At 69.3% G+C, this 19,434-nt stretch carries 19 protein-coding genes; 11 read left to right on the top strand and 8 right to left on the bottom strand.

Annotated elements, in window-relative coordinates; translation table 11 throughout:
- The first annotated feature begins 67 nt into the window (after positions 1-67).
- From BN948_RS02585 to arcC, 4 genes are read left to right on the top strand one after another with little or no spacing between them, the layout of a single operon-like run.
- Entirely contained in the window at positions 68-1,525 is a 1,458-nt protein-coding gene (locus BN948_RS02585; RefSeq protein ID WP_009516593.1) for a YfcC family protein, read from the top strand.
- Positions 1,522-2,769, top strand: coding sequence for an arginine deiminase (locus BN948_RS02580; protein WP_009516592.1), 1,248 nt, complete (start codon positions 1,522-1,524; stop codon positions 2,767-2,769). Before BN948_RS02585 ends, BN948_RS02580 begins: the two co-directional genes overlap by 4 nt.
- Positions 2,770-2,809: 40 nt before the next feature.
- Positions 2,810-3,811 carry an ornithine carbamoyltransferase gene (gene argF / locus BN948_RS02575; RefSeq protein WP_035620196.1) on the top strand — a complete coding sequence of 334 codons (1,002 nt, stop codon included), beginning with the start codon at positions 2,810-2,812 and terminating at the stop codon, positions 3,809-3,811.
- A 1-nt stretch (position 3,812) separates the two neighbouring features.
- Positions 3,813-4,754: a carbamate kinase gene (gene arcC, locus BN948_RS02570; protein ID WP_009516590.1), complete on the top strand. Its 942-nt coding sequence runs from the start codon at positions 3,813-3,815 to the stop codon at positions 4,752-4,754.
- Here arcC and BN948_RS02565 read toward each other — a convergent pair.
- From BN948_RS02565 to BN948_RS02550, 4 genes are read right to left on the bottom strand one after another with little or no spacing between them, the layout of a single operon-like run.
- Positions 4,729-5,634, bottom strand: coding sequence for a YihY/virulence factor BrkB family protein (locus BN948_RS02565; protein ID WP_236953907.1), 906 nt, complete (start codon positions 5,632-5,634; stop codon positions 4,729-4,731). The genes arcC and BN948_RS02565 overlap by 26 nt on opposite strands.
- Before the next feature lie 28 nt (positions 5,635-5,662).
- Complete coding sequence (gene serS / locus BN948_RS02560; RefSeq protein ID WP_009516588.1) at positions 5,663-6,967, bottom strand: serine--tRNA ligase; 1,305 nt, start codon at positions 6,965-6,967, stop codon at positions 5,663-5,665.
- A gap of 21 nt (positions 6,968-6,988) precedes the next feature.
- Entirely contained in the window at positions 6,989-7,942 is a 954-nt protein-coding gene (gene ispH / locus BN948_RS02555; protein ID WP_009516587.1) for a 4-hydroxy-3-methylbut-2-enyl diphosphate reductase, read from the bottom strand.
- A complete protein-coding gene (locus tag BN948_RS02550; RefSeq protein WP_009516586.1) occupies positions 7,942-8,388 on the bottom strand; it encodes an FKBP-type peptidyl-prolyl cis-trans isomerase in 447 nt (148 codons plus the stop codon). The genes ispH and BN948_RS02550 overlap by 1 nt, the downstream gene beginning before the upstream one ends.
- Positions 8,389-8,465: 77 nt before the next feature.
- On the opposite strand from BN948_RS02550, the gene radC reads away from it, so the two are divergent.
- From radC to BN948_RS02530, 4 genes are all read left to right on the top strand, one after another.
- Entirely contained in the window at positions 8,466-9,158 is a 693-nt protein-coding gene (gene radC / locus BN948_RS02545) for a RadC family protein (protein WP_009516585.1), read from the top strand.
- A gap of 24 nt (positions 9,159-9,182) precedes the next feature.
- The gene (locus tag BN948_RS02540) at positions 9,183-9,827 is read left to right on the top strand and encodes a Smr/MutS family protein (protein ID WP_009516584.1); all 645 of its coding nucleotides are present in this window, start codon (positions 9,183-9,185) and stop codon (positions 9,825-9,827) included.
- 85 nt (positions 9,828-9,912) lie between these two features.
- Positions 9,913-10,698, top strand: a complete 786-nt coding sequence (locus tag BN948_RS02535; RefSeq protein ID WP_069903107.1) for a DUF3047 domain-containing protein — start codon at positions 9,913-9,915, stop codon at positions 10,696-10,698.
- A 168-nt stretch (positions 10,699-10,866) separates the two neighbouring features.
- Positions 10,867-11,292 carry a hypothetical protein gene (locus BN948_RS02530; protein WP_009516582.1) on the top strand — a complete coding sequence of 142 codons (426 nt, stop codon included), beginning with the start codon at positions 10,867-10,869 and terminating at the stop codon, positions 11,290-11,292.
- Position 11,293: 1 nt separating this feature from the next.
- On the opposite strand, the gene BN948_RS02525 is transcribed toward BN948_RS02530, so the two are convergent.
- From BN948_RS02525 to ffh, 4 genes are all read right to left on the bottom strand, one after another.
- Positions 11,294-11,710 (bottom strand): group II truncated hemoglobin, encoded by a 417-nt coding sequence (locus tag BN948_RS02525; protein WP_009516581.1) that lies wholly within the window; start codon positions 11,708-11,710, stop codon positions 11,294-11,296.
- 5 nt (positions 11,711-11,715) lie between these two features.
- Complete coding sequence (locus BN948_RS02520; protein WP_009516580.1) at positions 11,716-14,244, bottom strand: ABC transporter permease; 2,529 nt, start codon at positions 14,242-14,244, stop codon at positions 11,716-11,718.
- A gap of 64 nt (positions 14,245-14,308) precedes the next feature.
- The gene (upp, locus tag BN948_RS02515; protein WP_009516579.1) at positions 14,309-14,941 is read right to left on the bottom strand and encodes a uracil phosphoribosyltransferase; all 633 of its coding nucleotides are present in this window, start codon (positions 14,939-14,941) and stop codon (positions 14,309-14,311) included.
- A 31-nt stretch (positions 14,942-14,972) separates the two neighbouring features.
- Complete coding sequence (ffh, locus tag BN948_RS02510) at positions 14,973-16,370, bottom strand: signal recognition particle protein (protein WP_009516578.1); 1,398 nt, start codon at positions 16,368-16,370, stop codon at positions 14,973-14,975.
- A 148-nt stretch (positions 16,371-16,518) separates the two neighbouring features.
- Between ffh and BN948_RS02505 the strand changes: the two genes are divergently transcribed.
- The 3 genes from BN948_RS02505 to BN948_RS02495 are packed head-to-tail and all read left to right on the top strand — an operon-like array spanning position 16,519 to position 19,428.
- Positions 16,519-17,319 carry a cytochrome C assembly family protein gene (locus tag BN948_RS02505; protein WP_009516577.1) on the top strand — a complete coding sequence of 267 codons (801 nt, stop codon included), beginning with the start codon at positions 16,519-16,521 and terminating at the stop codon, positions 17,317-17,319.
- 10 nt (positions 17,320-17,329) lie between these two features.
- A complete protein-coding gene (locus BN948_RS02500; RefSeq protein ID WP_035620193.1) occupies positions 17,330-17,590 on the top strand; it encodes a PP0621 family protein in 261 nt (86 codons plus the stop codon).
- An 8-nt stretch (positions 17,591-17,598) separates the two neighbouring features.
- Positions 17,599-19,428, top strand: coding sequence for a sensor histidine kinase (locus BN948_RS02495; RefSeq protein WP_009516575.1), 1,830 nt, complete (start codon positions 17,599-17,601; stop codon positions 19,426-19,428).
- The last annotated feature ends 6 nt before the right edge of the window (positions 19,429-19,434 follow it).

The raw sequence follows: 19,434 nt of genomic DNA, 5'->3' as shown, positions 1-19,434 counted from the left end.
GCACCGCGCGCCAAGAGAGCCCTTTGCCATCCCGCAGAGGCGGCCCGGCGTCGATGGAGGCAACACCATGGCAAACCATGCGCAACCGATGTCGGGCGCGGCGCCTGCGCCCCTTCCCACCGCACAAGACCGGTTCCCCACGGCCTACACCATCCTGTTCGCGCTGATCGTCGTGATGGCCGCGCTGACCTGGGTGCTGCCCGCGGGGCAATACGAGCGCGCGGCCAACGAAGCCCTCGGCAAGGACGCGCCGGTGCCGGGCACCTATCAGGTGGTCGATGCCGCACCGCAAGGGGTGCTCGATGTGTTGATGGCGCCCATCACGGGCTTCTACAACCAGGCGACGGGCGTGGCCAACGCCATCGACGTCTCGCTCTTCGTGCTGGTCATCGGCGGCTTCCTCGGCGTGGTCAACGCCACCGGCGCCATCAACACCGGCATCGAGCGCGTCATGCAACGCATGCAGGGGCGCGAGAAGTGGATGATCCCGGTGCTGATGCTGCTCTTCGCCGCCGGTGGCACCACCTACGGCATGGCGGAAGAAACGCTGGCCTTCTATGTGCTGTTGCTGCCGCTGATGATTGCGGTGGGCTACGACGCGCTCACGGGCGTGGCCGTGATCATGGTGGGCGCCGGCATCGGCGTGCTCGGCTCCACCATCAACCCCTTCTCCACCGCCATCGCCTCCAACGCGGCGGGCATCCCGTTCACCCAGGGCATGGCCTTGCGCCTGGTGATCCTGGCGCTGGGTTGGCTGATCTGCGTCGCCTACGTGATGCGATACGCGGAGCGCGTGCGCAAGGACCCGTCCCGCTCGCTGGTGGCCGACCTCAAGGTGGAGAACGAGGCGCACTTCCTGCGCCACCGCGAGAGCCATCGAGACCAGGTGCTCACGGGGCGACAGCAGATCATCCTGGTGCTGTTTGGCGCCACCTTCGTCGCCATGGTCTGGGGCGTGGCGCTGCGCGGCTGGTGGATGGCCGAGATGTCGGCGCTGTTCCTGGCGTCAGCCATCGCCGTGGGGCTGGTGGCCTGGATGGGCGAGAAACCCTTCACCAACGCCTTCGTCGACGGCTCGCGTGAGCTGCTGGGCGTGGCGCTCGTGATCGGCCTGGCGCGCGGCATCGTGGTGATCATGGACCAGGGAAAAATCACCGACACCATCCTGCACGCGCTGGAGGGCTGGATCGGCGGCATGTCCGACGTGGCCTTCGTGAACGCGCTCTTCGCCACCGAAGGCCTGCTGAGCCTGCTGGTGCCATCCACCTCCGGCCTGGCGGTGTTGAGCATGCCGATCCTGGCGCCCTTGTCGGACTTCGCCGGCGTACCGCGCGACCTGGCCGTCACCGCCTTCCAGACTGCGATCGGCATCACCAACCTGGTCACGCCCACGTACGCGGTGGTGGTTGGCGCACTGGCCATCGGGCGGGTGCCTTACCAGCGCTGGGTGCGCTTCATCTGGCCGCTGATGCTGATGCTGGCCTTGCTCAGCATGGCCTCGCTGAGCGCGGCGGTTCTGCTGTGAACGGCCCGCACGCGGCGCTGGAGAGCGCCGCCCGCTTCGGCGTGCATTCCGAGGTGGGCAAGCTGCGGCGCGTGCTGGTTGGCTCGCCGGGGCTGGCCCACGAACGCCTGACCCCCGCCAATTGCGACGCCATGCTGTTCGACGACGTGTTCTGGGTGCAGCAGGCGCGCACCGACCACTTCGACTTCGTCACGAAGATGCAGGACCGCGGCGTCGAGGTGCTGGAGATGGGCCAGCTGTTGGCCGAGACCCTTGCGCTGCCCGCGGCGCGCGACTGGGTGCTGCAGCGCCGGGTGACGCCGGACCACGTGGGCGTGGGCATGCTCGACGAACTCCGGGGCTGGCTGTGGGAACTGCCCGATGCCCAGCTCGCGCGCCACCTGGTGGGCGGCCTGGCGGTGCACGAGCTGCCGTTCAAACCCGAAGGCATGTTCGGTCCCTACCTCGGACCCGATGGCTTCGTGCTGCCACCCCTGCCCAACCTGATGTTCACGCGGGACACCAGCGCCTGGATCTACGGTGGCGTGAGCCTCAACCCCATGCACTGGCCCGCTCGCCGCCAGGAAACGCTGCTGGCCGCCGCCGTGTACCGCTTCCACCCGCTGTTCGCGCCAGCCGCCTTCCCCGTGTGGTGGGGCGACCCCGATACGGACCATGGCCCGGCCACACTGGAAGGCGGAGACATCATGCCCATCGGCAACGGCGTGGTGCTGGTGGGCATGGGCGAACGCAGCACGCCGCAGGCGGTGGGGCAACTGGCGCAGGCCCTGTTCGCCGCCGGTGCCGCGCAGCGCGTGGTCGCCTGCCAGATGCCGCGCTCACGCGCCGCCATGCACCTGGACACCGTGTTCTCGTTCTGCGACCGCGACACCGTGACCAGCTTTGTGGAGGTGGCGGCACAGATCGTGTGCCACAGCCTCTACCCGAACGAGCGCGGCGGCATCGACTGCCGCACCGAGAAGCAGCCCCTGTTCGAGGTGGTGGCGCAATGCCTGGGCCTGAAGGCGCTGCGCGTCATTCCCACCGGGGGGGACGGCTACGAGCAGGCGCGCGAGCAATGGGACGATGGCAACAACGTGCTCGCCATCGAGCCCGGCGTGGTCATCGGCTACGACCGCAACACCCACACCAACACCCTGCTGCGCAAGGCGGGCATCGAGGTCATCACCATCCGCGGCGGTGAACTCGGCCGGGGCCGAGGCGGAGCCCACTGCATGAGCTGCCCGCTGTGGCGCGAGGCATGAGCCCTGCGCGAAGCAGGTCCCCCACCCGAAAAGGCAGCCCATGGCCATCAACCTTCGCAACCGCAGTTTCCTGACGCTGAGCGACTACTCGGCCGCCGAGATCGGCTTTCTGCTCAAGCTGGCCGCCGACCTCAAGGTGGCCAAGTACACCGGCACCGAGCAGCCCCTGCTGCGCGGCAAGGAAATCGCGCTGATCTTCGAAAAGGACTCCACCCGCACACGCGTCGGCTTCGAGGTGGCAGCGCACGACCAGGGCGCCACCGTCACCTACCTGGGACCGTCGGGCAGCCACATCGGCCACAAGGAATCGATCAAGGACACCGCCCGGGTGCTGGGCCGCGTCTACGACGCGATCGAGTACCGCGGCCACGGGCAGGCGGTGGTCGACACGCTGGCGAAGTGGTCGGGCGTGCCCGTGTACAACGGGCTGACGGATGAGTTTCACCCGACACAGATCCTGGCCGACTTCATGACCATGCGCGAGCACTGCGAGAAGCCCCTGCGCGACGTGGCCTTCTGCTTCCTTGGCGACACCGGCAACAACATGGGCAACTCACTGCTGACGGGCGCCGCCAAACTCGGCATGGACGTGCGCCTGTGCGGGCCGCGCAGCCTGTGGCCGAACGAGGCCGTCGTCAACGAAGCGAGGGCGCTGGCACGCGACAGCGGCGCCCGCGTGCTGCTGACCGAAGACCTGACTGAGGGCGTGAGGGACTGCGACTTTCTCTACACCGATGTCTGGGTGTCGATGGGAGAGCCCGAGTCCGTCTGGGCGGAGCGCATCCGCCTGCTGTTGCCCTACCAGGTCAACGCCCGGGTGATGGCCTTGACCGGCAAGCCGCGCGCGCGCTTCATGCACTGCCTGCCCGCCTTTCACAACACCGAGACGGAAGTGGGCGCGCAGATGGAGAAGCTGCACGGCATCACGGCGATGGAGGTGGACGACGACGTCTTCGAAAGCCCGGCGTCCATCGTGTTCGATCAGGCCGAGAACCGCATGCACACGATCAAGGCGGTTCTGGTAGCGACCTTGGGCGGCTGAGATGGCCCGCGTGGTCGTCGCTCTGGGAGGCAACGCGCTGCTGCGGCGCGGCGAGCCTGTCAGCGCCGCGACGCAGCGCGACAACATCCGCCGCGCCGCCAAGTCGCTGGCGCAATTGATGGATGAAGGTCACCAGTTGGTCATCACCCACGGCAACGGGCCGCAGGTGGGCCTGCTGGCACTGCAGGGCGAGGCCGCGGGCAAGAGCGGGTTCCCGCTCGACGTGCTGGGGGCCGAAACGGAAGGGATGATCGGCTACGTATTGCAGCAGGAGCTGGACAACGCCCACCCGGCGCCGGCGCGATTCGCCACCCTGTTGACGCAGGTGGAGGTGGACCCGCACGATGCCGCTTTCGGTGCACCAGCCAAGCCCGTGGGCCCGGTTTACAGCGAAGCGCAAGCCCGGACGCTGAAGCAGCAGCGCGGGTGGGCTGTCGCCCGCGACGGCAAGGCCTGGCGCCGCGTCGTCGCATCACCCCAGCCGCTGCGCATCCTCGAAATCGAGGTCATCCGCCTCCTGGTCGAACAGGGCGTGACGGTGATCTGCGCGGGCGGTGGCGGCATTCCGGTGGTCCGCCGTGCGGACGGCACACACATCGGCGTGGAAGCCGTGATCGACAAGGACCACGCCAGCGGCCTGCTGGCCGCCGAGCTGGGGGCGGACGCGTTCCTCATGCTGACCGACGTGCCCGCTGTGTTCGCGGATTGGGGCCAGCCCGGTCAGCGTGCACTGGGCAATGTGACGCAGCAGGACCTCGCCGCGATGGACTTCGCCGCGGGCTCCATGGGGCCGAAGGTGCGCGCCGCCTGCGACTTCGTGAACCGCACCGGCGCGCTGGCCGGCATCGGCGCGCTGGACGACGCCTCCGCCATCCTGGCGCGGCGGGCCGGCACGCGGGTGGTGGCCGCCGAGGCGCTCAATCGCCCAGGCTTGCCTGGCTAGGCTCGGGCCGGACGGCGGGCGGGGCTCCGGCCGGCGCCAGCGAACCGTGCGCTTGCGCGTAGACCTTGGTGAACTCGGCGCCCAGCAGAAAGATCTGCGCGGCGTAGTAGACCCAGGCCAGCAGAACCACCAGCGAGCCCGCGGCCTGGAAGGATTCTGTGATGCCGCTCTTGCCGAGGTACAGGCCGATCAGCAACTTGCCGAGTTCGAACAAGGCGGCCGTGACGAGCGCGCCGACCCACACATCGCGCCAGGCAACCGAGGTGCTCGGCATGAACTTGAAGATCATCGCGAAGAGCACGGTGCTGAAGCTCAGCGACACGAGGATGTTGAGGGCCTGGAGCAGCGCTTCGGCCCCCGGCATGAGCCCTCCCGCCCAACTGCCCAGGGCGGCGATGGCCGCGCCCACCACCAGCGACACCATCAGCAGAAAGGCCAGGCCGAGGATCAGCCCGAACGAGAGCAGGCGGGCGCGCAAGATGGCCCAGATGCCCTGGGGCTTCTCGCGCTCCGGCACGCGCCAGATGCGGTCGAGCGCACTTTGCAGTTCGGCAAAGACCGTGGTGGCGCCGACGAAGAGCACGATGGTGCTGATGGTGCCTGCCACCAGGCCACGCTCGGTGTCGCTGGCGCTGGCGATGAGGCCCTGCACCAGGCGGGCCCCTTCCGCGCCAATCAGGTCGGAGAGCTGTTGCGTGATCTGGCCGGTGACGGCCTCACGGCCAAAAATCGCACCGGAAACCGCGATGACGATGACCAGCAGCGGCGCCAGGGAGAACGCGGTGTAGTAGGCGATGGCCGCCCCCATGCTGGGCGCGAAATCATCGACCCAGGCCCCGATCGCCTGCCGGCAGAGTGAAAGTACCTGTCGGGCGTTCACGGGGACCCCCGGCAAATACCGTTCCTCCTCAGGGCGCGGACAGGCGCTGCAGCCCGCCCAGGTAGGGCCGCAGCGCCGCCGGCACCGAGATGCTGCCGTCGGCGTTCTGGTGGTTCTCCAGCACCGCCACCAGCGCGCGGCCCACGGCCAGGCCGGAGCCGTTGAGCGTGTGCACCAGCTCGTTCTTGCCTTGCGCGTTCTTGAAGCGAGCCTGCATGCGGCGCGCCTGGAAGGCCTCGCAGTTGGAGCAGCTCGAGATCTCGCGGTAGGTGTTCTGCGCCGGCACCCAGACCTCCAGGTCGTAGGTCTTGGCGGCGCCGAAGCCCATGTCGCCGGTGCACAGCGCGATCACGCGGTAGGGCAGCTCCAGTTTTTGCAGCACCGCCTCGGCGTGGCCCACCATTTGTTCCAGCGCCTCGTAGCTCGTGTCGGGGTGAGTGATCTGCACCATCTCGACCTTGTCGAACTGGTGCTGGCGGATCATGCCGCGCGTGTCGCGGCCCGCGCTGCCGGCCTCCGACCGGAAGCAGGGGCTGTGCGCGGTCAGCTTGATCGGCAGATCGCTTTCAGCCAGCACGCGCTCGCGCACGGTGTTGGTGAGCGAGATCTCCGAAGTGGAGATGAGGTACTGCTCCGGCGAGTCCTCGTCGCCACCGCGCGAGACCCAGAACATGTCGTCCTTGAACTTGGGCAACTGGCCCGTGCCCTCCAGCACTTCGCGGTTGACGATGTAGGGCGTGTAGCACTCGGTATACCCGTGCGCCTCGGTCTGCAGGTCGAGCATGAACTGCGCGAGCGCGCGGTGCAGACGCGCCACCGGGCCGCGCAGGAAGCTGAAGCGCGAGCCGGAGAGCAGCGCGCCGGTTTCGAAATCCAGGCCCAGCGGCGCGCCCAGGTCCACATGGTCGCGCACCGGGAAATCGAAGCTGCGCGGGGTGCCCCAACGGCGCACCTCCACGTTGCCCGATTCGTCCTCGCCCACGGGCACGCTCTCGTGCGGCAGGTTGGGCACGGCCATCAACAGGGCCTGCAGCTCGGCCTGGATCACGTCCAGGCGCGCGGCACCGGCCTCCAGCTCGTCCTTGATGGCGCCGACCTGCGCCATGGCGGCGTCGGCCTCGGCGTGCTGGCCCTTGCCCTTGAGCATGCCGATCTGTTTGGACACGCTGTTGCGTTGGGCCTGCAGTTCCTCGGTGCGGGTCTGCAGCGTCTTGCGCTCGCCTTCGAGGGCCTGGTAGGCCGCGACGTCGAGATAGGGCTGGGGCTGCTTGCGCGTCTCGAGCCGGGCCACGACGGCGGGCAGGTCCTTGCGCAGTTGAACGATGTCGAGCATGGGGAGGGGCAGTGGAAGGAATCAGTGGGTGCCGGCGTCGCCGAGCTTGAGTCCCTTGGGCAGCGGGAACTTGACGGTCTCGGTCAGGCCGTCCATGGAGCGCACGGAGATGGCGCCAAAGGACTTGATGCGGTCGATCACCTGGCGCACGAGGATCTCGGGCGCCGAGGCGCCGGCGGTGAGGCCCACGCGCGCGCGGCCCTCGAACCACTCAGGGCGCAATTCGTCGGCGCTGTCCACCATGTGGGCCGGCGTGCCGAGCTTGAGCGAAACCTCACGCAGGCGGTTGCTGTTGGAGCTGGTGGGGCTGCCCACGACGATGACCACGTCAACCTGTGCGCTCAGCACCTTCACAGCGTCCTGCCGGTTCTGCGTGGCGTAGCAGATGTCCTGCTGCTTGGGCTCGCGCACCTGCGGAAAGCGCGCCTTCACGGCCTTGAGAATCTCTGCCGCGTCGTCCACCGACAGCGTGGTCTGGGTGACGACCGCGAGTTTCTCGCTCTGCGCCGGGTTCACGCGCGCCACATCGGCCACGTCCTCCACCAGGTGGATGCCGCTGTCGAGCTGGCCCATGGTGCCTTCCACCTCGGGGTGGCCCTTGTGACCGATCATGATGAACTCGTAGCCCTCGCGGTGCAGCTTGGCCACCTCGATGTGCACCTTGGTCACCAGCGGGCAGGTAGCGTCGAACACCTGGAAACCGCGCTGGGCCGCCTCGTTCTGCACCGCCTTGCTCACGCCATGCGCCGAAAACACCAGCGTGGCTCTGGGCGGCACGTCGTCCAGGTCCTCGATGAAGATCGCGCCCTTGGACTTGAGGTCGTTGACGACGTAGGTGTTGTGCACGATCTCGTGGCGCACGTAGATGGGCGCGCCGAACTTGGCCAGCGCCCGCTCCACGATTTCGATCGCGCGATCCACGCCCGCGCAGAAACCGCGCGGCTCGGCGAGGATGATGTCTTGCAGTTGCGCCATCACAGGACTCCGATCAGTTCGACCTCGAACCGCACGGCCTGGCCCGCCAGCGGGTGGTTGAAGTCGAACAGCACAGCGCCATCGGCCCGCACCTCGCGCACGGCCCCGGCGTAGCTGCCCAGGCCGTCGGGCGTGGGGAACTGCACCACGTCGCCCACGGCGTACTGCTCGTGCGGGTCGCCCAGTTCGTTCAGCAGCTTGCGGGCCACCCACTGCTGCATCTCGGGCTGGCGCTCGCCAAAGGCTTCGCCGGGCGCCAGATCGATGACGGTGCGCGTGCCTTCGGCCAGACCGATCAGGCGCTGCTCGATGGCGGGCGACAGCTCTCCCTGGCCCAGGCTCAGCGTGGCGGGCTGGCCATTGAAGGTGTCGATGATGACCTGCCCTTGCGCGCCACTCATGCGGTAGTGCAGGGTCAGGAAGGAGCCGGGCTGGACGTGGGACATGGTGGGGGTGCGATGCACCCAGGGGGATGGGCGAAACGCGTATTGTAAAAAGCGCGTCCGATCCGGGGAGGAACCTCATGCAAGCCCATCAGCGGGCCGGGCTCAAAAGCCTGCCCAGCGACGCACGACCACGCGAAAAGCTGCTCGCGCGCGGCGCGAACGCCCTCAGCGACACCGAACTGCTGGCCCTGCTGCTGCGCACCGGCATGGCCGGCAAGCACGTGCTGCAAATGGCCCAGGAGTTGCTGGACACCTGCGGCGGCCTGGCCGGCCTGGTGGCCGCGGACGCCGCCGCGCTGGGCCGCATCAAGGGCCTGGGGCCGTCCAAGCGCGCGCTGATCGCGGCGGTGATGGAGATCGCCCGCCGCGCCCTGGCCCAGCCGCTGAAGGCGCGCGACCTGCTCAACGACCCCGCCGCCGCCAGCGAATTCCTGCGCCTGCAGTTGGGCGATCGCCCACACGAGGTGTTCGCCCTGTTGCTGCTGGACAGCCAGCACCGCCTCATCGCCTTCGAGGAACTGTTTCGCGGCACGCTCAACCAGGCCAGCGTGTTCCCCCGCGAGGTGGTGCTGCGCGCCCTGCACCACCAGGCCGCGGCCGTGGTGCTGGCGCACAACCACCCCAGCGGGCTGGCCGAGCCCTCGGCGGCCGACGTGGCGATCACCCGCAGCCTGCGCGACGCGCTGGCCTTGGTGGGCGTGCGGGTACTCGACCACATTGTCGTCACGCGCGAGCGCGCGGCGTCCTTCGCGCAACTCGGCCTTCTCTGATACGGCGGCGGGTGTGGCCCGACAATGACGGGCATGAAGGTGAACACCCTCGGCGAACTCAAATCGATCCGCAACGCACTGGCCGAGCGCCGCGCGCGCGAGGCGGCCGAGCGAGAGGCCGAACGCCTGGCCGCCGCGCGGCGCGAGCGCGAGCACCGCCTGTTCGAGATCGCCGTGGGCCCGGTGCAGCGCCTGCCTGCGCACGGCCGCGCCCAGCCGCCACGGCCCTACCCCGAACCGCGCCCCCTGCAACGCGAGCGCGACGAGGCCGCCGTGATGCGCGAGGCCCTGTCCGACGAATTCGACGTCGAGACCCTGCTGCACACCGACGACCAACTGAGCTACCGCCGCCCGGGCCTGGGGCCGGAAGTGGTTCGCAAGCTGCGTGAAGGCCGCTGGGCGATCCAGCGCGAGATCGACCTGCACGGCCTGCGCACCGACGAGGCCCGCGAGGCCCTGGGCCGCTTCGTGCGCGCCAGCCACCAGCAGGGCCTGCGCTGCGTGCGCGTGGTGCACGGCAAGGGCCTGGGCTCGCCCGGCCGCGCGCCGGTGCTCAAAGGCCGCGTGCTGCGCTGGCTGGTGCAGAAGAAGGAAGTGATGGCCTTCGTGCAGGCCCGCCCCGCCGACGGCGGGGCCGGCGCGCTGGTGGTGCTGCTGCGTCCGGCGTGACGCGATGCACGCCTACCGCCCGCGCGCGAACCTTCGACCGGCGGGCGTCAAGCCGGGGTCACCGGCGCGCGGCATGATCCGCGCCATGTCCGCCGCGCCCCGCCCGTTCCCTGTCGATCGCCGCCACTGGCTGCTGGCCACCGGCGCTGCCCTGGCGGGCTGCGCCACGCCCCCGTCGGCGCCGAAGGACGAGATCGATGGGTCCACCTGGGCCCGCGCCTGCCGGTTCGACGGCCTGGAGCCCGTCGGCCCCTGGACGCACCGCCGCTATGGCAACCGCCGCCCCACCGACTACCGCGCCGCCGAACACGGCGGCCGCCCCGCCGTGCACGCGCGCAGCGACGCGGGCAACAGCCTCCTGCGCCTGACGTTGAAGCCGACGGAGCTGCCACCCGGCGCACGGCTGCGTTTCTCGTGGTGGGCCGATGCGCTGATGGACCAGGCCGACATGAAAGACCCCCAGGCCGACGACGCCGTGGCGCGGGTGCTGCTCAGCTTCGACGGCGACCGCCAGTCCTGGAGCCGGCGCGACCACATGCTCTCCGAGCTGGCCCACCTGATGACCGGCGAACCCCTGCCCTACGCCACGCTGATGTACGTGTGGGACAACCGCTACCCCGTAGGCACCGTGATCGAAAACCCGCACACGCGGCGTATCCGCAAACTCGTCGTGCAGAACGGCCCGGGGCAACTGGGGCGTTGGGTGGAGCACGAACGCGACGTGCGCGCCGACTACCTGGCGGCCTTCGAACGCCCGGCCGGTCCGCTCACCGCCGTGGGGCTGATGACCGACGCCAACAACCTCGCCACCCGGGCCGAGGCCTGGTACGGCCCGCTGACGCTGCGCGAACTCTCGCTGACCACACGCTGAAGCCCGGCCACGGGTGCAAGTGGGATTTGCCCGTCCCAACAATGGGTGATCAACCGATGCCGTGGCAAGGCTCACAAACAGCAGGCACGGGGAGAATCTCGCAGACCCGCGGACATGCCGAGACCTCGCGTGTTGCGCAGAGATCCAACCTCACTTGCTGGAGTCTTGATGCCTACTCAATTGTTCCCGTACACGCTCACGTTGCGTGGCGCTCATGGCCAGCGCACGTTCGCCTCACACATCGAACTCGCGGACTGGGTTATGCGTGAGTGGGACAGGTACTATCCGATGGCTACCGCATCGAGCACGCGTCCGGAGCCGCTGCCGGATATCAAGAACAGCTTCAGCACGCTCAGCTCAGCCAAAGGGCTTGCAGTGACGCTCAAGGGCCTGGAACCCGACCCCCCGTCACAGGTTTTCGACAACACCTTCTACGCGTTGAGAGATCAGCTCGTGTATTTCTACGGCACAAAGGGTCTGCCCCCAAGCGACAGTGCCGCGGTTTACGCTCTGCTGCCAATCGCCATGGGCTACCCTCATGCGGCACTGGCCGCCCTTGCCTGGCTTTGCGACCCGAGCAATCAAATGCCTTGATTCAAGGCGTGTTGCGCATCCAGTCAGCGGTCTGGAAGAAGCTCTTCTTGAGCCGCTCGCGCAATTCGGCGTCCACCCCGGTCTCGCCCATCGCCTGGTCCATACAGGCCAGCCACTGGTCGCGCTCGACGATGCCGATGGCAAACGGCATGTGCCGCATGCGCAGGCGCGGGTGGCCGAAGCGCGAGGTGTAGTGCTCCGGCCCGCCGAGCCAGCCGCACAGGAACCAGAACAGCTTCTCTCGGGCGCTGTCCAACGCGCTGCCGTGCGCGGCGCGCAGTTCGCGGTAGCCGGGCTCCAGATCCATCAGGTCGTAGAAGCGGTCCACCAGCGCGCGCACGCGCGCCTCGCCGCCGATCCACTCGAAAGGGGTGGCGAACTTCGCGGGTTCTTCGGGTTGCAGGAGTTGGTCGCTCATCGGGTTCAGGTGGCGGCTCGGCGCAAGGTTTCAACCACAGGGGTGCGCAGGATGGCACGCAGGCCCCACCAGCCCGCCGCCAGTGCCAGCACGGCACCCGCCAGCGCGCCGCCCAGCGGCACCCAGGGCGAGGCCGTCCAGGTGAATTCGAAGGCGAAACGCGCCAGCGCCCAGCCCACGGCCACCGCCACCACCGAGGCCAGGAAGCCCGCCAGCAGGCCCACGCCCAGCAGCTCGATGCGCTGCACCTGGCGCAGCAGGCCCGAGCCGGCACCCACGGCACGCAGGATGGCGAATTCGCGCTCGCGCTCGCCGCGCGTGGCCGTGACGGCCGCCAGCAGCACCACCAGCCCCGCCGCCAGCGTGAAGGCGAAGAGGAACTCGATGGCCGCGATGACCTGGCCCAGCACGCGCTGCACCTGGGCGATGGTCTGGCTCATGTCGACGTTGGTGATGTTGGGAAATTCGCGCACCAGGGCGTTGTCGAAGCCCGCGGCCTCGGGCGCGCGGAAGGCGCTGATGTAGGTGATCGGCACGTCGTTCATCTCGGCCACGGGGAACAGCACGAAGAAATTCACGCGCATGGAGCCCCAATCGACCTTGCGCAGGCTGGTGATGCGCCGCTCGACCGTCTGGCCAGCGATATCGAAGCCGAGCGCGTCGCCGAGCTTCAGGCCCAACTCCTCGGCCAAGCCCTCCTCCACGCTCAGGCCGTCGGCCTCCTCGGGCGTCCAGCGCCCGGCCACGATGGGGTTGTTCTCGGGCCGCTCGGCCGTGTGCGACAGGTTGAACTCGCGCTCGACCAGGCGCTGCGCGCGCTCGGCCTCGAAGTCCTCGGGTTGCACGGCCCTGCCGTTGATGGCCACGAGGCGGCCCCGGATCATGGGGAACCAGTCGTACTGGCCCACGCCCGCGTTGCGCAAGGCCTGTTGGAAGGGCTGCGCCTGTTCGGGCTGCACGTTGATGACGAAGCGGTTGGGCGCGTCGGGTGGCGTGGCGCTGCGCCAGCTGTCGATGAGGTCGGTGCGCAGCAGCACCAGCAGCACCAGCGAGAGCAGGCCCACGGCCAGCGCGCTGATCTGCACCACGGCGTAGGCCGGGCGCGCCGAGAGCTGGCGCGTGGCCATGACGAGGGCGCGCGGCGCGGTGGCCTCGTTCACGCTGGCGCGCAGCACGCGCACCGCGAGGTAGCTGACGGCCGCGAACAGCAGCACCGCCGCCGCGAAGCCGCCGACGGCGATGCCGCCCAGCAGCAGGTCACGGCTGGCCGCCAGCAGCAGCGCGGCAAAACCCACCACACCCAGGCCCAGCACGCCCAGCGTGGCCGGTTTGAGCTGACCCACGTCGCGGCGGATCACGCGCAGTGGCGGCACCTTGGCCAGTTGCAGCACCGGCGGCAGGCCGAAGGCCAGCAGCAGCGTGAGGCCCATGCCCAGACCCAGCAGCACCGGCACGGGGCCGGGCGCGGGCAGGCTGGATTCGACCAGGCCCGCCAGCAACAGCACGAAGACGTGGTGCACCACCCAGCCCAGCAGCACGCCCAGCGCGCTGGCGAACAGACCCACGATGGCGAACTCGACCGTGTAGGCGCGCGCCATGTTGCCTTGGGACAGACCCAGCACGCGCAGCATGGCGCAGTCGTCCAGATGGCGCTGCGCGAAGCCGCGCGCGGCGATGGCCACGGCCACCGCGCACAGCAGCGCGGCGAGCAGGGCCACGAGGTTGAGGAACTTCTCGGCGCGGCCCAAGGTGCGCTGCATCTCGGGCCGGCCGCCCTCCAGCGACTCCAGCCGCACGCCGCGCACGCCGGGGCGCTCGATCTCCGCGCGCGCCCAGCGGCTGAAGCCGGCCACGGCAGGCTCCGGGCCGGCCACGGCGAGCCGGTAGCTCACGCGGCTGGCGGGCTGCACCAGACCAGTGGCGGGCAGGTCGTCGTTGCGGATCATCACGCGCGGCGCGAAGCTCATGAAGCCACCACCCCGGTCGGGCTCCACCGTGAGCACCCGCGCGATGGTGAAGCGCGCGTCGCCCAGCAGCAGCGGCTGGCCCACGCGCAGGTCGAGCTGCACCAACAGGGCCGCGTCCACCCAGGCGGTGCCGCGCGCAGGGATGCCAGGCGCGACCACGTCGGGCGCATCGGGCGACTCGGACACGCGCAGCGTGCCGCGCAGCGGGTAGCCTTCGTCCACTGACTTCAGCGCCACCAGGCGGGCGGCACCGCCTTGCTCGTCGCTCGCGCGGCCCATGGTGGGAAAGTTCAGGCTCCGCGTGTGGCGCAGGCCCAGCGCCTCGGCGCGCTCGACGAAAACCGCGCCGGCCGGCTGGTCGGACACCACCACGGCGTCGCCACCGATGAGGGCGCTGGCGTCGCGCGTGAGGCCGCCCTGCAGGCGGTCGGCGAAGAAGCCCACGGCCGTGAGCGCGGCCACGGCCAGGGTCACGGCGATCACCAGCAGGCGCAGCTCGCCCGCGCGCCAGTCGCGCAGCAGGGACGTCCAGCCAATGCGCCAGAAGGAAGGGGCTTGGGGATTCATGGGCGCGACCTTATCTCAGAGCGGATAACCGGTGTGTTATCCAGAATGCGAGAGGTCGGGACCGCTACTTGGTTCCGAAGATTCGGTCGCCCGCGTCGCCCAAGCCCGGGACGATGTAGCCGTGATCGTTGAGGCCGCGGTCGATGACGGGCGTGTAGACCGGCACGTCGGGGTGGGCGTCGTGGAAGGTCTTGAGGCCTTCGGGGCAGGTGACGAGGCAAACGAAGCGGATGGAGCGCGGGTTTGTCTTCTTCAAGCGGTCCACCGCCGCCACGGCCGAGTTGCCCGTGGCCAGCATGGGATCGAGCACGATCACGTCGCGCTCGTGCATGTCCTGCGGCATCTTGAAGTAGTACTCCACGGCCTTGAGCGTGGCCGGGTCGCGGTAGAGACCGATGTGGCCCACGCGCGCGCCAGGGATGACCTGCAGCATGCCGTCGAGGAAGCCGTTGCCCGCCCGCAGAATGGAGGCCAGCACGATCTTCTTGCCGTCGATCACGCGCGACTTCATCGGCTCCAGCGGGGTCTCGATGTCGATCTCCTGCATGGGCATGTCGCGCGTGAGCTCGTAGGCCAACAGCGCGCTGAGTTCGTGCACCAGCTCGCGAAAGCTCTTGGTGCTGGTGTCCTTGCGGCGCATCAGCGTGAGCTTGTGCTGCACCAGCGGGTGGGTGATGACGTGGACGTCGCGTGCCATGGTGAACGGGTGTGTGGGTACGGGAAACGGATCAGCCCATGCCGGGCAGCTTGGGCATGCCCTTCATGCCGCCCATGCGCTTCATCATCTTCATGAGGCCGCCGCCCTTCATCTTTTTCATCATGCCCTGCATCTGCTCGAATTCCTTGAGCAGGCGGTTGACCTCCTGCACGTGCACACCCGCACCGGCGGCAATGCGACGCTTGCGCGTGGCCTTGATGATCTCGGGCTTGCGGCGCTCGGCCAGGGTCATGCTGCAGATGATCCCCTCCTTGCGCCTGATGTCCTTCTCGGCGCGCGAGAGGTCGGCTTCGCCGGCCTTGGCCGCCATCTGCGCGGGCAGCTTGTCGAGCAGGTTGGACAGGCCGCCCATCTGCTTCATCTGGCGCAACTGGTCGAGGAAGTCGTTGAGATCAAAGCCCTCGCCGCTCTTGACCTTGGCCGCGAGCTTCTGGGCCGAGGCCATGTCCACGCCGGCAGTGACCTGCTCGACCAGGGCCACGATGTCGCCCATGCCCAGCACGCGCTGCGCGTGGCGCTCGGCGTCGAAGACCTCCAGGCCATCGATCTTTTCCGACACGCCGGCGAACTTGATCGGCGCGCCCGTGATGGCGCGCACCGACAGCGCCGCGCCGCCGCGCGAGTCGCCGTCGAGCTTGGTGAGCACGATGCCGGTGAGCGGCAGCGCTTCCTTGAAAGCCTTGGCGGTGTTGATCGCGTCCTGGCCTTGCATGGCGTCGACGACGAAGAGCGTCTCCACCGGGTTCAGCACCGCGTGCAGCTCGCGGATCTCGCGCATCAGCGCCTCGTCGATGGCAAGGCGGCCAGCGGTGTCGACCAGCAGCACGTCGAAGTGGTGGCGGCGCGCGTGGTCGAGCGCGGCGCGCGCGATGTCGGCGGGTTTCTGCTCGGGTGTGCTCGGGAACCACTCGGCGCCGGCTTGGGCGGTCACGGTCTTGAGCTGCTCGATGGCGGCAGGGCGGTAAACGTCGCCCGAAACGGTGAGCACCTTCTTCTTGCGCTTCTCGATCAGGTGCCGCGCCAGCTTGGCGGTGGTGGTGGTCTTGCCGGCGCCCTGCAGGCCGGCCATGAGAATCACGGCGGGCGGCTGAGCCGCGAGGTTGAGGTCGACCACGGGACGCGCAGCCGACCCTTCCGGGCCCGCGCCGCCCATGGTCGCGGCGAGTTCGCGGTTGACGATGCCCACCAACGCCTGCCCCGGGGTGAGCGAGCCCACCACGTCCGCGCCCAGCGCCTTCTCTTTCACACGGGCGATGAAGTCGCGCACCACCGGCAAGGCCACGTCGGCCTCGAGCAAGGCCATGCGCACCTCGCGCAACATGTCGCTCACGTTGCTCTCGGTGATGCGGGCCTGGCCGCGCATTTCCTTGACGATGCGTGACAGGCGGTCGGACAGGGCTGAGGCCATGGCTGCGGTTGGGAGAGTGTGGGGGCGCCGACGGAGCGCCACAGTGGACCCGTTGAACGGGGGGACCGGGCCACGAAGCGCCCGGGAGGCGCCGTTAAGATGTGCGGCTGATTTTAGCCCTCGGCACCTACCGCGTTGGCCCGTGGCCATGAACCTGTTTCCCCAACTGGCTTTCAACCTGCCGGCTGCCGTGCTCGCCACGCTGGCCGCGCTGGCGTACGCGCTGGTGGCGTGGGCGCACCCGCGGCTGGGCAGCTTTCAGGCGCGTGGTCTGCTGGCCATCACCTGGGGCCTGCACCTGCTGGCGCTGCTGGCCAGCCTGCTGAGCGAGCCGGTGCGCTTCGGCTTCGCGCCGGCACTGTCGGTCACGCTGTGGCTGGTGCTCACGGTGTACCTGATCGAAAGCCGGCTGTACCCCCAATTGCGCGCTCGCTGGGCGCTGGCGCTGATGGGCGCGGCGGTGATGCTGCTGGTGATCGCCTTCCCCGGCGCCGAGCACCCCACCCTGCCCTCGGTGTGGATGCCGCTGCACTGGGCGCTGGGCATCGCGTCCTACGGCCTCATCGCCGCCGCCGTGGTGCACGCCTGGCTGATGCAGCGCGCCGAACGCGCGATGCGCAGCGGCGTGGCCAGCGACACCGCCATGCCCCTGCTCACGCTGGAGCGCCTCACCTTCCGCTTCGTGGCCGCGGGCTTCCTCCTGCTCAGCCTCACGCTGCTGGCGGGCTGGCACTTCTCCGAACTGCTCAACCAGCGCATGGTGTGGAACCACAAGACCGTGTTCTCGGTGCTCGCCTGGGCCACCATGGGCGTGTTGCTGTGGGGCCGCTGGCAATTGGGCTGGCGCGGGCGCACCGCCGTGCGCACACTCTACGTGGGCGCAGGCTTCCTGCTGCTGGCCTACGTGGGCTCGCGCTTCGTGATCGAGGTGCTGCTGCACCGCACATGACGCTCCAAGAATGAAATACCTGCTCGTGCTCGCCGTCGTCGTGGTGGCGTTCTACGTGTGGCGCAACAACCGCCGCGTCGAGCGCCAGGAACGCGAGGCCGCCGCGCCGCCACCGCCACGCCCCGCCGCGCGCGGACCCGGCCAGCCGATCGCGATGGTGGCCTGCCGCGCCTGCGGCACGCCCCTGCCACAAAGCGAGGCCATCACCGGCCGCGAAGGCAGCTACTGCAGTGCCGAGCACCAGCAGCGCATCGAGGGCCCACCGGCCTGAGGACCCGCATGGCACGCCACGACAGTTCCAGCTTCGCTCCATCCTGGTACTCGGCCCACGACAGCACGGGCGCTCAGGCGCACGACCAGCGCGTCCGCTCGTTCGAGCGCCTGTGGCGCGCGTTCATGCGGGCGCGCGTGTTCGTGGCGCTGGTGCTGCTGGCCTTGCAGCTGTTCCTGTTGCTCACCACCGAAAGCAGCACGATCGGGCTGACCGCCCTGGCCTCCACCTACTTGCTGGCCACCGTGGCGGTGCTGCTGATGTGGAAACCGGCGGAGCATGGCCGCGCGCCCACGCTGCAGTGGATCGTCACCATCGGCCTGGACGTGGCGGTGGTGGCGCTGCTGCAGCACTTCCAGCCCGGCGGGGGCATCAATTTCACGCCGCTGTTCGCCCTGCCGGTGCTCACGGGTGCCATCCTCGGCCCGCTGGTGCTGGGCCTGGGCACGGCGGCCGGCGTCACGCTGCTGTTGCTGACCGAGGCTGCGCTCGACGCGTCGGGGTTCGGCCAGCTCGACACCGCGCGCTTCCTGCAAGCCGGGCTCGCGGGCACGGGCTTCTTCCTGGTGGCCGTGCTGGCCCACCAGCTCGCCCTGCGCCTGGCGCGCGAGGAAGCCGTCTCGGCCAGCAGCCAGGCCGCCGCGCGCGCGCAGGCCGCCGTCAACGAGGTGGTCATCGAAAGCCTGGGCGTGGGCGTGCTGGTGATCGACACGCACGGCGTGGTGCGCAACGCCAACCCCGCCGCGCGCGGCATGCTCATGGGCGAGAACTATCCCGAAGGCGCGCGCCTGCTGCTGTCGGCGCGGCCGAGCTGGTCGCACCTGGCCGCGCTGGTCGAAGAAAGCTTCGCCATCGACGCCGCACTGGAGACCGAAACCACCATCGAACACGGCGATCGGCCCAGCCAGCGCCTGCACGCGCGCACCAAGCTCACGCCCGCGGTGGGCGAACGCGGCTCGCTGTGTGTGCTCTTCCTCGAAGACCTGCGCGAGGTCGAGGCGCGCGTTCGCACCGAGAAGCTTGCCTCCATGGGCCGTATGTCGGCTGCCGTGGCACACGAGATCCGCAATCCGCTGTCGGCCATCACACAGGCCAATGCCTTGCTCGACGAGGAGGTGCGCGAGCCCGCGCAGAAACGCCTCACGAAGATGATCGACCAGAACGCGCAGCGGCTTTCGCGCATCGTCGACGACATCCTCAACATCGCGCGCCCCCAGCCCAGCCGCGCCGATAGCCACGTGCCGCCTCTGCCGCTCGACTCCATGGTGCGGCAAGTGACCGCCGAATGGATGCGGCAGAACAGCGTGACCCAGACCCTGGGCGTGCACCTGCACGCCTCGCAAGGACTGGTGGCCTTCGACCCGGAACACCTGCGACGCCTGCTGGTGAACCTGCTGGACAACGCCCTGCGCCACGCCAGCGGCAAGCCCGCGTCGATCCGCATCGTGACCCAGCCCAGCGGCACCGAGCACCTGCGCCTGTCCATCTGGAGCGACGGCGGCCCGCTTGAGGCCAGCGTGCTCAAGCACTTGTTCGAGCCCTTCTTCTCGTCCGAGAGCCGCTCCAGCGGCCTGGGCCTGTACATCTGCCGCGAGCTCTGCGAGCGCTACGGCGCGCAGATCGCCTACCAGCGCGCGCGCCTGGACCAGCGCGAAGGCAACGAGTTCTACGTGCTCATGCCGCTGGCGAACGCGGGGGCCACTGCGGCGGCCCCGGCACGTGGGGGTGGGGGCGGACACCAATTGAGTCTGTCGCCCGCGTCGAACCCGGCCCACGACCACGAGCACACCATCGTTGATCCGCTGCGCTCGGGCCACCCGCCCCTGGCCCCCGGCTGAGCCCCG

The sequence above is a fragment of the Hydrogenophaga intermedia genome (genome assembly GCF_000723405.1).
GTDB lineage: Bacteria > Pseudomonadota > Gammaproteobacteria > Burkholderiales > Burkholderiaceae_C > Hydrogenophaga > Hydrogenophaga intermedia.
Note: the sequence above shows the minus strand (reverse complement) of the source record. Positions and strands in the feature narration are given on the sequence as shown.